The organism is Pseudomonas sp. P105, from assembly GCF_032614175.1.
Classification (GTDB): Bacteria; Pseudomonadota; Gammaproteobacteria; order Pseudomonadales; family Pseudomonadaceae; genus Aquipseudomonas; species Aquipseudomonas rhizophila.
In genome coordinates this window covers 4886352-4899728 of the sequence record NZ_CP126693.1, presented here as the reverse complement: position 1 = coordinate 4899728, position 13377 = coordinate 4886352, and the positions used below count along the sequence as shown (strand labels likewise).

The 13377-nt window shown below is 60.5% G+C and carries 12 protein-coding genes; 2 read left to right on the top strand and 10 right to left on the bottom strand.

Features of this window, described 5'->3' with window-relative positions:
- The first annotated feature begins 73 nt into the window (after positions 1–73).
- Positions 74–952, top strand: a complete 879-nt coding sequence (locus QOM08_RS22075; protein WP_316912128.1) for an MBL fold metallo-hydrolase — start codon at positions 74–76, stop codon at positions 950–952.
- A gap of 96 nt (positions 953–1048) precedes the next feature.
- The gene (locus tag QOM08_RS22070) at positions 1049–1663 is read left to right on the top strand and encodes an NAD(P)-dependent oxidoreductase (RefSeq protein ID WP_316912127.1); all 615 of its coding nucleotides are present in this window, start codon (positions 1049–1051) and stop codon (positions 1661–1663) included.
- A 31-nt stretch (positions 1664–1694) separates the two neighbouring features.
- On the opposite strand, the gene QOM08_RS22065 is transcribed toward QOM08_RS22070, so the two are convergent.
- From QOM08_RS22065 to glpK, 10 genes are all read right to left on the bottom strand, one after another.
- Positions 1695–2024, bottom strand: a complete 330-nt coding sequence (locus tag QOM08_RS22065; RefSeq protein WP_173407518.1) for a GlpM family protein — start codon at positions 2022–2024, stop codon at positions 1695–1697.
- Between the two features lie 26 nt (positions 2025–2050).
- Positions 2051–3379 (bottom strand): sigma-54-dependent transcriptional regulator, encoded by a 1329-nt coding sequence (locus QOM08_RS22060; protein ID WP_047227038.1) that lies wholly within the window; start codon positions 3377–3379, stop codon positions 2051–2053.
- Positions 3376–5277 (bottom strand): sensor histidine kinase, encoded by a 1902-nt coding sequence (locus QOM08_RS22055; protein ID WP_316912126.1) that lies wholly within the window; start codon positions 5275–5277, stop codon positions 3376–3378. The genes QOM08_RS22060 and QOM08_RS22055 overlap by 4 nt, the downstream gene beginning before the upstream one ends.
- A gap of 160 nt (positions 5278–5437) precedes the next feature.
- Positions 5438–6172, bottom strand: coding sequence for an amino acid ABC transporter ATP-binding protein (locus QOM08_RS22050; RefSeq protein ID WP_047227036.1), 735 nt, complete (start codon positions 6170–6172; stop codon positions 5438–5440).
- On the bottom strand, positions 6169–6840 hold the full coding sequence (locus QOM08_RS22045) for an amino acid ABC transporter permease (RefSeq protein ID WP_047227035.1): 672 nt from the start codon (positions 6838–6840) through the stop codon (positions 6169–6171). The genes QOM08_RS22050 and QOM08_RS22045 overlap by 4 nt, the downstream gene beginning before the upstream one ends.
- The gene (locus QOM08_RS22040) at positions 6840–7586 is read right to left on the bottom strand and encodes an amino acid ABC transporter permease (protein WP_047227034.1); all 747 of its coding nucleotides are present in this window, start codon (positions 7584–7586) and stop codon (positions 6840–6842) included. The genes QOM08_RS22045 and QOM08_RS22040 overlap by 1 nt, the downstream gene beginning before the upstream one ends.
- Positions 7587–7779: 193 nt before the next feature.
- Positions 7780–8694, bottom strand: coding sequence for a glutamate/aspartate ABC transporter substrate-binding protein (locus QOM08_RS22035; RefSeq protein ID WP_047227033.1), 915 nt, complete (start codon positions 8692–8694; stop codon positions 7780–7782).
- A gap of 446 nt (positions 8695–9140) precedes the next feature.
- Positions 9141–10679: a glycerol-3-phosphate dehydrogenase gene (glpD, locus tag QOM08_RS22030; protein WP_316912125.1), complete on the bottom strand. Its 1539-nt coding sequence runs from the start codon at positions 10677–10679 to the stop codon at positions 9141–9143.
- A 326-nt stretch (positions 10680–11005) separates the two neighbouring features.
- Positions 11006–11761 carry a DeoR/GlpR family transcriptional regulator gene (locus tag QOM08_RS22025; protein WP_047227030.1) on the bottom strand — a complete coding sequence of 252 codons (756 nt, stop codon included), beginning with the start codon at positions 11759–11761 and terminating at the stop codon, positions 11006–11008.
- 96 nt (positions 11762–11857) lie between these two features.
- Positions 11858–13363, bottom strand: a complete 1506-nt coding sequence (glpK, locus tag QOM08_RS22020; RefSeq protein WP_139049301.1) for a glycerol kinase GlpK — start codon at positions 13361–13363, stop codon at positions 11858–11860.
- Between the last annotated feature and the right edge of the window lie 14 nt (positions 13364–13377).

Here is a 13377-nt window from a genome sequence, read left to right as displayed (position 1 = left end):
GCATTTTTTGAAACGAGTCAGGTCCCTAAGCTGCGCTCATTCCCAATCGGGCTTATGCACAACGGAGCACAACATGACCGGATCCACCTTATTCAAGCGTCTGCTGCTGACCAGCGCTTCGATGATTTTTGCGGCCAACACCTGGGCAGCCGACCTTGTCCTGGAGGTCTACAACCCTGGCGCGGCGGCCGTTTTCCCGGTGACCTCGGTATTGGTCAGTGGGGAAAAAGAAGTGGTGTTGGTGGACGCCCAGTTCGGCAAGTCCCAGGCCGAACAGGTGGTGCAGAAAATCCGCGCCAGCGGCAAGCAATTGACCACGATCTACATCAGCCACGGCGATCCCGACTACTATTTTGGTCTGGAGACCCTGACCGCCGCGTTCCCGGATGCCAAGGTGCTGGCCTCTGCGCCGACCGTCGAACACATCAAGCACACCATGGACGGCAAGTTGAAATATTGGGGGCCGATCCTCAAGGCGGATGCGCCGAGCAAAGCGATCGTACCCCAGGTACTCAAGGGCGACAGCCTGACCCTGGAGGGCAAGCGCTTGCAGATCATCGGTCTTGATGGCCCGCAACCGGACCGCAGCTTCGTGTGGATCCCGTCGATCAAGGCGGTGGTCGGCGGCGTCGTGGTGGCCGAGAACATTCACGTCTGGATGGCCGACACGCAGACGCCGCAGTCCCACAAGGATTGGCTGGCGACGCTGGAGGGCATTGAAAAACTGCAACCGAACACCGTGATTCCCGGCCATTACCTGGGTGAAAGTGCCCGGTCTCTGGCTCCGGTGAAATTCACCGCCGAGTACATCAAGGCCTTCGACGAAGAAACCGCCAAAGCCAAGGGCTCCGCCGCCCTGATCGCCGCCATGAAGCAGCGCTACCCCGATCTGGGGGAAGACAGCTCCCTGGAGCTCAGTGCCAAGGTGGCCAAGGGTGAGATGAAGTGGTGAATACCGATCTTTGATCAGAGCACCGTTGTGGCGAGGGGATAAATCCTCTCGCCACAAGAGCCTGTATTTCAACATCGCTAACCAATGGAGAACATCATGAGCAAAATCGCAATCATCGGCGCCACCGGTCGGGCCGGCAGCCAGTTGTTGGAAGAAGCCCTGCGTCGTGGCCACAGCGTGACGGCCATTGCCCGTAACACGGCCAAGATCGGTAAGAGGGCCGGTGTGGTCAGCCAGCAGTTGGATGTATTGGACAGCGAGGCCTTAATCGCAGCGGTAGCCGGTCATGATGTGGTGATCTGCGCCGCCCATTTCGCCACCGTGCCGGCCGACAAGGTCATCGCCCCAATCAAGGCTGCCGGGGTCAAGCGCTTGCTGGTGGTGGGCGGGGCCGGTTCGTTGCTGCTGCCGGACAATAGCCGTGTGATCGACAGCGAAGGCTTCCCTGAAGAATACCTCGCCGAAGCCAGCGCCGGAGTATTGTTCCTGGACGTGCTGCTCAAGGAACAGGACCTGGACTGGACCTTCCTCTCGCCCTCGGCGGAGTTCGTCGAGACCGAGCGCACCGGTCAGTTCCGTATCGGCAAGGATCACCTGCTGTTCGACGCCACCGGGCGCAGCTGGATCAGCTTTGCCGATTACGCCATTGCAATGATCGATGAAGTGGAGACGCCGCAGTTTTCGCGGCAGCGCTTTACCGTCGGTTATTGAACCACTGGTTTGGACAGGCGCTCCTGCGGGGTCAGCTGTGGAGTCTCATCCACACGCTGACCAGCACCGTCGCCGCCATCAGCCAAGCCACCGCCGCCACGGCCAGAGAAGCCTCCAGACGCATCCGGTCGACCATCACATACAGCGTCGCCAGGTAGACGAAGTAGGGGATGATCGACCACATGCCAAACACGATGGTGGTTTTCAGATCGTCCACCGAGCGGCCCTTGCCAACAATGTAGTGGGCGATCAGGGCGAAGGTGGGAAACAGTGGCACCAGCCCGGCGATGTAATAGTTCTTGGTCTTGGCGAGCATCGCCAGGATGACCACCACGGCGGCACCGAGCGCTGCTTTGAAAATCAGGTCCACAGGTTTACTGCCCCAGGTTAATGGCTCAGGCCATATTTTTTGACTTTGTCGAACAGCGTGGTCTTGGCCATGCCCAGTTCGAGACTGGCCTGGGTCAGATTGCCACCGCTGCGTTGCAGAGCGTCCACCAGCAGGTTGCGTTCGAAGGCTTCCACCGCTTCGGCGAAGGCCAGGCCCTGGCTGGCGCCGCTGGCCCCCGACTTCTTGAAGGCCGGCAGGCCGAGTGCATAGCGCTCGGCGACGTTGCGCAGTTCCCGCACGTTGCCCGGCCAGTCGTGGCTCATCAGGTTGGACAGCGTCTGGTTGTCCAGCTCCGGGACCGTGCGGTCGAAACGCAGGGATGACTGCTGCAGGAAATGCTCGAACAGTTGCAGAATGTCTTCGCGGCGCTCGCGCAGGGGCGGCAGTTCCAGGGTCACCACGTTGAGGCGGTAATACAAGTCGCTGCGAAACTGCCCGGCCCGACCCAGTTCGTCCAGGTCGGACTTGGTCGCGGCGATGACCCGGCAATCCACGGCCACACTCTGGTTCGAACCCAGCCGCTCGAGGGTGCGTTCCTGCAACACCCGCAGCAACTTGATCTGCAAGGGCAGGGGCATGCTTTCCACTTCATCGAGAAACAGCGTGCCGCCGTCGGCGTGCTCGATCTTGCCGATCCGTCGTTTGCCGGCGCCGGTAAAGGCGTTGGCTTCGTGGCCGAAAATCTCGCTTTCGAACAGGTTCTCCGGCAGGCCGCCGCAGTTGAGCGCGACGAATTGTTTGCTGTGACGTCGGCTGAAGTCGTGCAGGCAGCGCGCGACCAGTTCCTTGCCGGTGCCGGTTTCACCTTCGATCAGCACGTTGGCCGAGGTGTCGGCTACGTTGGCGATCAGTTCTCGCAGGTGCTGCATGGCCGGTGAACGGCCGATGATCCGGCCTTCCAGGGAGTCGCGTTCGGCCAGTTGCCGGCGCAGCGATGAAACCTCCCGGGCCAGGCTGCGTTGCTCCAGGGCGCGGCGGGCGACGTCCACCAGGCGTTCGGGGGAGAAGGGTTTCTCCATGAAGTCATAGGCGCCTTTTTGCATGGCGCCGACGGCCATGGAGATGTCACCGTGGCCGGTGATCAGCACCACCGGCAGGCTGCGGTCCCGGGCCTTGAGGCGGGTCAGCAGCTCCAGGCCATCGATGCCCGGCAGGCGAATGTCGCTGATGACGATGCCGGCAAAGTCATCGCCGACCCGCTCCAGAGCCTCTTCGGCGCTGCCCACGCCGATGCAGGGAATGTCTTCCAGGGACAGGGCCTGCTGGCAACCCAGCAGGACATGGGGGTCGTCTTCGACGATCAGTACGCTCAGGTCGTTATTCATCGCTGCTCGGCAGGTAAAGGGCTTACCAACGGTAAACTGAGGGCAAACGTGGTTCCACCTTCGGCCGGGTGTTCGACCTCCAGATGCCCGCCCGCGGCGGCGGCCAGGCTCGCCGAAAGGGTCAGGCCCAGGCCCAGGCCCTGTTCGCCAGGTTTGGTGGTGAAGAAGGGTTCGAACAAATGTTTGCGCGCCTCGGGATCGATGCCATGGCCGTTGTCCCGCACCCGCAGGCGATATTTGCCATCCGAGGCAGTGCCTTCAAGCCACAGCCGCGGCTCGGGTTGGCTCTGCATGGCGTCCAGGGCGTTGCCGATCAGGTTCACCAGGATTTGTTCAAGACGCGTCTGGTCGATCTGTACCTGCACGTCATCGTAACCGGCATGCACCTGGATCTTCAGGCTTTCGAGGCGGCCGCCCAGCAGTTGCAGCGCGGCTTCGACCGCCTTGCCGAGGCTGGCCCGGCCCTGATCGTCCCCGCGCCGGGCGAAGGAGCGCAGGCTGGCGGTGATCCGGCCCATGCGGTCGATCAGGTCGTTGATGGTCTTGAGGTTGGCGCTGGCGATATCCAGCTGGCCCCGCTCAAGAAAGCGCACGGTGTTGCCGGACAGGGTACGCAGCGCGGCCAGCGGCTGGTTGAGTTCATGGGCGATGCTGGTGGACATCTGGCCAATGGCGGCGAGTTTGCCAGCCTGCACCAGTTCGTCCTGGGCCCGGCGCAACGTCTCTTCGGCCTGCCGCCGTTCGCGGATCTGGCCCTTGAGCCGTTCATTGCTGGCCCGCAGGTCGGTGGTGCGTTCGGTAATCCGACGTTCGAGCTGGTTGTTGGCTTCCTGCAAGGCCTCCCGGGCAGCGAGGCGAGTGGCGATGACCTTGCGCCGCTCGTTCCAGGCGATCAGCAGGAAAGCCACCAGGGCGAAGGCCACGGCCACCAGGATGCCCTGGTTGATTGCCTGGCGACGCAGGTCTTCAAGTGGCGTCAGCAGGGTGAAATTCCAGGGTGTGTCGCTCAGGGGGCGGGTCTGTGACAGATAGCTGATGGGCCGCTCGTCGGACACCAGTTCGGCATTGGCCGGGAAGGTCAGTTTTTCCATGCCTTCGGCCAGCCGTTCCCGAGCCAGGGGAACCAGCTCGTTCAGTGGGAACCAGTAATATTGCAGGCTGCGGGCCAGGCGCTCTTTGGTTTCGTCGCTCAGCGGTCGCACGGACTTGAGCCGCCGCGCCGGATCGCTGGACAAAATGATGATGCCATTCTCGTCGCTGACGAAGGCTTCCAGGCGCGCGCGCTGCCAGCGCTCTTCCATGGCTTCCAGGCGCACTTTGACCACCGCCACGCCGATGATCTTGCCCTGCTGTTCCAGGCCATGGGCCAGGTAATAGCCAGGCTCGCCGCTGGTGCTGCCGATGCCATAGAAGCGCCCGGGCTGACCGCGTACGGCGTTCTGGAAATAGGCGCGAAAGGACAGGTCTTCACCCAGGTAACTGTCGACGTCGCGCCAGTTGCTGGTCGCCATGACCCGGCCTGTGGTGTCCATCACATAAATGGCCCGACTGCGGCTGCGGCGGTTCAGGCCTTCGAGGTATTCGTTGACGGTCTTGCGGTGCTCGGGCGTGGGGTCGTCGAGCAGTTGCGATACGCTGGATTCAAGCTCCAGCAGGCTGGGCAGGTAGGTGTATTTGCTGATCTCGCTCTCGACCGCGCGGGCGTGCAGCTCCAACTGGCGCTCGCCGTTCTCGCCCAGGCTGCGAATGCCGTAGTGCTCACTGATCCAGAAGCCGAGGTAACCCAGGCCGATCATCAGGGCGATGATCAGCGGCGGCAGGAACAGATGGCGAATCAGACGAGGCTTCACGGCGAGTGATGGCGGCGCGGCGCGATAGAGAGTGGGGTCGCATTTCATCACAGAAGCCTTGGGTCAACCACAACACAAATCGACAAACCAACACTGCTCCCTTGTGGGAGCGAGCTTGCTCGCGATGACTGCTGATCAGTCGACAATAAGGTGACTGGCAGTCCGCTATCGCGAGCAAGCTCGCTCCCACAGTGGGAAGCGGTGTTGTTTAGTGCTGCAGGATTTTCTCAAGGAAATGCTGCGCACGTTCGGAGCGGGCGCTGATGTCGCCGAAGAACTCTTCCTTCTCGCAGTCTTCGATGATCTGGCCCTGGTCCATGAAGATCACCCGGTTCGCCACTTTGCGGGCGAAGCCCATTTCGTGGGTCACGCACATCATGGTCATGCCTTCGTGGGCCAGTTGCACCATCACGTCGAGCACTTCGTTGACCATTTCCGGGTCAAGGGCCGAGGTCGGTTCGTCGAACAGCATCACGATCGGGTCCATCGCCAGGGCACGGGCAATCGCCACGCGCTGCTGTTGGCCGCCGGAGAGCTGGCCCGGGTGCTTGTGGGCATGGGCCGACAGACCGACCCGCTCAAGCAGTTGCAGGCCTTTCTGGGTGGCTTCTTCCTTGCTGCGGCCCAGCACCTTGATCTGGGCGATGGTCAGGTTTTCGGTGATGGTCAGGTGCGGGAACAGCTCGAAGTGCTGGAACACCATGCCAACGCGCGAGCGCAGTTTCGGCAGGTTGGTCTTCGGGTCGGCGATGGACGTACCGTCGACCACGATGTCGCCTTTCTGGAACGGCTCCAGGGCGTTCACGCATTTGATCAGCGTGGACTTGCCCGAACCCGACGGGCCGCACACCACCACAACTTCACCCTTGCTGACCTCGGTGCTGCAATTGGTCAGTACCTGGAAGTCCCCATACCACTTGTTGATGTTCTTGATAGAGATCATACGGCGAACCTTTTTTGCAGACGCTTGACCAGCAGCGAGGCGGCAAAGCTGATTGTGAAGTACACGAGACCTGCGATGATCAGGAACTCATGGGAGCGGCCGATGATGTCGCCATTGGCCCGCGAAGCATTGAGGAAATCCACCAGACCGACGGTGTAGACCAGCGAGGTGTCCTGAAACAGGATGATGCTTTGTTGCAACAACAGCGGGGTCATCTTGCGAAACGCCTGGGGCAGGATGATCAGGCGCATGGTCTGGCCATAATTCATGCCCAGCGCCTGGGCGGCGCCCATCTGACCCTTGGGGATCGACTGCACGCCGGCCCGCACGATTTCGCAGAAGTAGGCCGCCTCGAACATCATGAACGCCACGACGCAGGAGCCAAACGCTCCGATAGGGGTGTCTTCGCCGGTGATCCAGCGCAGTACGAACGGCACCGCCAGGTAGAACCAGGTGATGACCAGCAGCAGCGGGATCGAGCGGAAATAGTTGACGTAGGCGCCGGCAATGCTGGAGATCAGCTTGTTGTGGGACAGGCGCATCAGCGCCAGGATGGTTCCCAGGATGATCCCGCCGACGACGCCCAGGGCCATCAGCTTGAGCGTCATCACCATGCCGTTCCACAAACCGGGAATGGCCGGGATGATGCCAGTGAAGTCGAGTTCCATTATTTACCCCCCACGGAAATCAGGCCGGGCACCGCGACTTTCTTCTCGACCATGCGCATGAGCAGCATCAGGCTCATGTTCAGGGTGAAGTAGATCAGTGTCGCCAGGGTGAAGGCTTCGAACAGGTTGGCGGAGAACTCGGCGGTCTGTTTGGTCTGTGCAAGCAATTCCATCAGGCCGATCAGCGAGGCCACGGAGGAGTTCTTGAAGACGTTCAAGAATTCCGAGGTAAGCGGCGGAATGATGATCCGGTAGGCCTGGGGCAGCAGCACGTTCCAGTAGATTTGCGGCAGCTTGAAGCCCATGGCCCGGGCGGCGGATTCCTGGCCGCGCGGCAGCGCCTGAATACCAGTGCGAACCTGTTCGCAGACCCGCGCGGCGGTAAACAGGCCCAGGCACACGACGACGCTCAGGTAGGCCGAGGTCGTGGGGTTCAGGTCCTGCTTGTACCACTCCTGCAGGTCCGCAGGCAGCAAGTCGGGCACCAGGAAGTACCAGATGAACAGCTGAACCAGCAGCGGTACGTTACGAAAGAGCTCCACGTAGCCGGTGGCGATACCCGACACCAGCCGGTTCGGCACGGTGCGCATCACGCCCAGAACCGAACCCAGCAGTAGGGCGATGATCCAGGCCGCGACGGCGATGGCGATGGTCCAGCCCAGGCCGGCCACGTACCAGTCGAGATAAATCTCGCTGCCGATGCCGGTGGACTTGAAGAACACGCCCCAGTCCCAGTTGTAATTCATTAGGGTCTCCCCTCAGATCGATCGATATGCAAATACCCGCCTGGGGAAGCTCCATTCCCACCTGACCCTTGAAGGGCAGGCACACACGATCGGCTCGACAGCCACCGGTTCGAGTGTTTCCAGATATGCCAGCAGGGAGTGACCATCCCCTGAAAGCGCAAAAGCACTTCCAGGGGACAAGGTTAGTCAGGAATCAGGATTTCTTTTCGTCGGCCGCTTTGTCGGTCGGTTCGGCGATCAGTTTCTTGAGCTCTTCGCTCATCGGGAAGTTCAGGTTCAGGCCTTTTGGCGGAATTGGCTGCATGAACCATTTTTCGTAGATCTTGTTGATTTCGCCAGAAGCGTAGGTGGCCTTGATGGCGTCATCGACGGCTTTTTTGAACGGCTCGTCGCCCTTGCGCATCATGCAACCGTAGATTTCGAAGGACTGCGGGGTGCCGGTCACGGCCCAGTCGCCTGGTTTCTTGGCCTTGGCCATTTCACCGGCCAGCAAGGCGTCGTCCATCATGAAGGCAACGGCACGGCCGCCTTCGAGCATGTTGAACGATTCGCCGTGGTCCTTGGCCGAGATCACGTTCATGCCCATTTGCTTATCGGCGTTCATGGACTTGAGGATGCGCTCGGACGTGGTGCCGGCGGTGGTCACGACGTTCTTGCCCTTGAGGTCGTCGAAGTCCTTGTACTTGGAGTCCTTCTTGGACAGCAGCTTGGTGCCGATCTCGAAGATGCCAACGGAGAAATCAACCTGCTGCTGACGTTCGACGTTGTTGGTGGTGGAACCGCATTCCAGGTCGACGGTGCCGTTTTGCACCAGTGGGATACGGGTTTGCGAGGTCACCAGGTTGTACTTGACCTGCAGGTTCGGCACGTCCAGTTCTTTTTTCAGGGCTTCGACGACTTTCAGCTGAATGTCGTGGGAATAGCCGACCGGTTTGCCGGAGGCGTCCGCGATATAGGAAAACGGAATGGAAGCGTCGCGATGCCCGAGCGTGATGACGCCGGACTCTTTGATCTTTTTCAGCGTACCGGTCAGTTCGGCAGCGAAAACCGGGGTGCTGATCAGAGCGGCAGCAATGGCTGCGCCCAGGAGATGGGGAACGATGCGCATCGATATTTCCTCGACATTGTTTTTCTTATTCAGCCGGTTCGTCGGCCCTGAGTGCTTCGAAGTACCTGGCAGCTCCTGTTGTGTTGGCATGCAGGCATTCGTCTCGAAGGAGTGTAGAGCATGAGTCGTGCCAGACCAGTTGACTCACATTAACTGTTTGTTTTTAAACGTAATTAATCTTTTTTCTGATTTTTTCCACAGGTTGTTTATCCGGTTGGCCGAATTGACTGGTGAGTCTTGTTCGGAAAACCGAATGCATTCCGGCCTCTCCATGTCTTGTGAGAGCGAGCCTGCTCGCGATAGCGGCCTGCCTGGCGAGACTTATGTTGAAGTTGATGGCCTCATCGCGAGCAGGCTCGCTCCCACAGAGGGCGGCGGTGTATGCCAGATAGCAAAAAGCCCCTGAATCGCCAGATTCAGGGGCTTTCGTATAAGCGGTTAACCGATCAGGCCGCTTCGATCTTGCGACGGTTGTGCTCCACCTTGTCCAGGTATTGCTGCAGCTTCTGCTGTTCGGCCGCGGTGGTGAACAAGCCAAGTTTGCTGCGGCGCCACAGGATGTCGTGGGCATCGATGGCCCATTCATCGCTGCACAGGTAGTCGACTTCCCGGGTGTAGAGGCCCGCGCCGATGTATTCGCCCATGTCACCGAGGTTGTGCACGCCTTCAAGCATGCGCCAGGTGCGGCTGCCATAGGTGGTGGCCCAGCGACGGGCAAGCTCGGTCGGCACCCAGTCGAATTTGTCACGAATCGCCGAGCACAGCGCTTGCGGGGTGGTCATGCTTTCGCCGCCGGGGAGGGTAGCCACGGCAGTCCAGCTGGGGCGCATCTGGGTAAAATACGGGGCCAACTGCGCCATGGCCGACTCGGCCAGTTTGCGGTAGGTGGTCAGCTTGCCGCCGAACACCGACAGCAGCGGGGCTTCGTCCGCACTGCCCGACAGCGCCAGGGTGTAGTCCCGGGTGACGGCCGATGGGTTGTCGGATTCATCGTTGCACAACGGCCGAACACCGGAATAACTGTGCAGGATATCGTCGCGGCTGATCTGCTTCTTGAAGTGCGCGTTGACCACTTTGAGCAAATAATCGGTTTCACCCTCGGTGATCGCCACTTTGGCCGGGTCGCCGGTATATTCGCGGTCGGTCGTGCCGACCAAGGTGAACTGGTTCAGATACGGAATGGTGAAGACGATGCGCTGGTCTTCGTTCTGAAGAATGTGCGCGTGCTCGCCTTCGTAGAGTTTCGGCACGATCAGGTGGCTGCCCTGGATCAGACGAATGCCGTAAGGCGACTCCAGCTTCAGGTCGTCGCGAATGAACTTGGCAACCCAAGGACCGGCCGCGTTGACCAGCGCCTTGGCGCGGATCGAAAACAGGCTGCCGTCGGCGCGTTCCAGATGCAAATGCCACAAGCCTTTACTGCGACGGGCGTTCACGCAACGTGTGCGAGTGTGGACATGGGCGCCTTTTTCCCGGGCGGCCATGGCGTTGAGCACCACCAGGCGCGCATCGTCGACCCAGCAGTCGGAGTATTCAAAGCCTTTAGTGATCTCGCTTTTCAGCGCGCTGTCGGCGCCGAATTTCAGGCTTTTGGAACCGGCAAGTTGTTCGCGCTTGCCCAGGTGATCGTAGAGGAACAGGCCGGCGCGAATCATCCAGGCGGGGCGCAAGTGCGGGCGGTGGGGCAAGACGAAGCGCATCTGCTTGACGATGTGCGGAGCCTTGGTCAACAGCACTTCGCGCTCGGCCAGCGCTTCGCGCACCAGACGGAATTCGTAATGTTCGAGGTAGCGCAGGCCGCCATGGATCAGCTTGCTGCTGGCCGAGGAGGTGTGGCTGGCCAGGTCGTCCTTTTCGCAAAGGAACACCGAGAGGCCGCGACCCGCTGCGTCTGCGGCAATCCCTACGCCGTTGATCCCGCCGCCAATGACGGCGACGTCGTAAACCTCAGCGAGAGGGGGCGTAGGCAAGGTAGAAGTGGGCATCGGCTGGCCTCGGGCTTTTTTTCGAAATATTTGAATTCGAACATTAATGTTCATTTGCGAAAATACTAGCCCATAAACTCGGCAACAGCCAGCAGACTTCGATTGAAAATACTGATCAAAGGAAGCTGAAAGGAAAATTTTCGAACATGAAGCGGGTCGCTGATGTGGTCGGAGATGCTTTTGTGGCGAGGGGATTTATCCGCTGGGCTCACAGCAGCCCTAAAACCAGGCGACTCGGTATATGAGGCAAATTGAGTTGACTGTATTGGGGCTGCTGCGCAGCCCAAGCGGGGATAAATCCCCTCGCCACAGGGTTTCGGGGGAGCTCAGACCACTTCCAATCGAATCTTGTGCTGGCTCAGCAATTGCGCCAGGGCCGGCACGGGTTGCTGATCGGTCACCAGGCAATCGATCAGGCTGATCGGTCCCAGCCTGACCATGGCGTTGCGCCCGAATTTGCTGGAGTCCGCCGCCAGCAGCACCTGCCGGGCGTTGGCGATGATCGCCTGGGAGACCCGCACTTCCTGGTAGTCAAAATCCAGCAGGCTGCCGTCTTCATCGATCCCGCTGATGCCCACCAGGGCGAAGTCGACCTTGAACTGGTTGATGAAGTCGACGCTGGCCTGGCCTACCACGCCTCCGTCGCGTCTGACATTTCCACCTGCGATCAGGACTTCGAAGTCGTCCTTGGCGCTGAGGATCGAAGCTACGTGCAGATTGTTGGTGATGACCTTCAGGTGGTTGTGATTGAGCAGCGCCCGGGCGATGGATTCGGTGGTGGTGCCGATGTTGATGAACAGCGAGGCATGGTCAGGGATCTGGGCGGCAATGGCTTCGGCGATGCGTTGCTTCTCGTCGCGCATCTGATCGGCGCGCATGGCGTAGGCGGTGTTCTCAACGCTCGAATCATAGGCCGCGCCGCCGTGGTAGCGACGCAGCAGGTTCAGTTCCGCCAATTGATTGATGTCGCGGCGGATGGTCTGCGGGGTGACAACGAATAGCTGCGCCATTTCCTCGATGCTGACGTAGCCGCGTTCGCGGACCAGTTCGAGGATTTGCTGCTGACGGGGAGGCAGATTCATGGGGCTTCCTTTGGGCTGCCATACAAAATTTGCCCATGATGCCGCAGGAATCCCCTCCCGACCAGTTTCACGACCCTCGTCGTACCCAGCTTCGGCTTATTCAGCGTCTTCGTGAGGTTCCCAGTCGCGGGTGCGGCTGACCGCTTTCTGCCAGCCGGCGTAGAGTTTTTCCTTGGCCTGCTCGTCCAGTTGCGGTTCGAATTCGCGCTCGATCACGGCCTTGCCGCGCAGTTCTTCCAGGCTGCCCCAGAAACCACACGCCAGGCCGGCCAGATACGCGGCGCCCAAAGCCGTGGTTTCCCGCATTTTAGGGCGTTCGACCCGGGTGCCGAGAATGTCCGCCTGGAACTGCATCAGGAAGTTGTTCGCTACCGCGCCGCCGTCCACGCGCAGGGCCTTGAGGCGTTCGCCCGAATCCTGCTGCATGGCGTCGAGTACATCGCGGGTCTGGTAGGCAATCGACTCCAGCGCTGCACGAATGATGTGGTCGACCCGCACGCCGCGGGTCAGGCCGAACAGCGCGCCACGGGCATAGGGGTCCCAGTAGGGGGCGCCCAGGCCGGTGAAGGCCGGTACCAGGTACACGCCGTTGCTGTCCTTGACCTTGTTGGCGAAGTATTCGGTATCGAGGGCGTCATTGATGATTTTCAACTCATCGCGCAGCCACTGCACGGTGGAGCCGCCGTTGAATACCGCGCCTTCCAGAGCATAGGCCACTTCGCCGCGAGGACCGCAGGCGATGGTGGTGAGCATGCCATGATTGGATTTGACGGCTTTGTCGCCGGTGTTCATCAACAGGAAGCAGCCGGTGCCATAGGTGTTTTTCGCCTGGCCTGGCTCCACGCACATCTGGCCGAACAGGGCGGCCTGCTGGTCGCCGGCGATGCCACCGATGGCGATGCCGCTCTTGGTGCGGCCATAGATTTCCGAGGACGACTTCACTTGCGGCAACATTTCGCGAGGGATGTCGAGAATTTCGAGCATCTTCGCGTCCCACTCCAGCGAGTGAATATTGAAGAGCATGGTGCGCGAGGCGTTGGTGTAGTCGGTGACGTGGACTTTGCCGCCGGTAAATTTCCAGATCAGCCAGCTGTCCACGGTGCCAAACAGCAGTTCGCCGTTACGTGCGCGTTCGCGGCTGCCCTCGACGTTGTCCAGGATCCACTTGAGCTTGGTGCCGGAGAAATACGGGTCGGTGACCAGGCCGGTGGTTTCGCTGATGTACGGTTCGTGGCCGTCACGCTTGAGTTGCTGGCAGATCTCGGTGCTACGTCGGCACTGCCAGACAATGGCGTTATAGATCGGCCGGCCGGTGGTCTTGTCCCAGACCACGGTGGTTTCGCGCTGGTTGGTGATGCCGATCGCGGCGACCTGGTCATGATGCAGGCCAGCCTGGGCCAAGGCTTCGACCATCACCGCGCTCTGGGTGGCGAAGATTTCCATCGGGTCGTGTTCGACCCAGCCGGCCTGGGGGTAATGCTGGGCGAATTCGCGCTGGGCGGTGCAGACCACATTGGCGTCGCGGTCGAAAATGATCGCCCGCGAGCTGGTCGTACCCTGGTCGAGGGCAATGATGTAGTTCTTGTTCTGAATGTCGGTCATGTCGATTGCCTTGG

Coding starts and splice junctions, on each gene's coding strand:
- QOM08_RS22075 (WP_316912128.1), top strand. CDS start 74: ATGACCGGATCCACCTTATTCAAGCGTCTGCTGCTGACCAGCGCTTCG.
- QOM08_RS22070 (WP_316912127.1), top strand. CDS start 1,049: ATGAGCAAAATCGCAATCATCGGCGCCACCGGTCGGGCCGGCAGCCAG.
- QOM08_RS22060 (WP_047227038.1), bottom strand. CDS start 3,379: ATGAATAACGACCTGAGCGTACTGATCGTCGAAGACGACCCCCATGTC.
- QOM08_RS22055 (WP_316912126.1), bottom strand. CDS start 5,277: ATGAAATGCGACCCCACTCTCTATCGCGCCGCGCCGCCATCACTCGCC.
- QOM08_RS22050 (WP_047227036.1), bottom strand. CDS start 6,172: ATGATCTCTATCAAGAACATCAACAAGTGGTATGGGGACTTCCAGGTA.
- QOM08_RS22045 (WP_047227035.1), bottom strand. CDS start 6,840: ATGGAACTCGACTTCACTGGCATCATCCCGGCCATTCCCGGTTTGTGG.
- QOM08_RS22040 (WP_047227034.1), bottom strand. CDS start 7,586: ATGAATTACAACTGGGACTGGGGCGTGTTCTTCAAGTCCACCGGCATC.
- QOM08_RS22035 (WP_047227033.1), bottom strand. CDS start 8,694: ATGCGCATCGTTCCCCATCTCCTGGGCGCAGCCATTGCTGCCGCTCTG.
- glpD (WP_316912125.1), bottom strand. CDS start 10,679: ATGCCCACTTCTACCTTGCCTACGCCCCCTCTCGCTGAGGTTTACGAC.
- QOM08_RS22025 (WP_047227030.1), bottom strand. CDS start 11,761: ATGAATCTGCCTCCCCGTCAGCAGCAAATCCTCGAACTGGTCCGCGAA.
- glpK (WP_139049301.1), bottom strand. CDS start 13,363: ATGACCGACATTCAGAACAAGAACTACATCATTGCCCTCGACCAGGGT.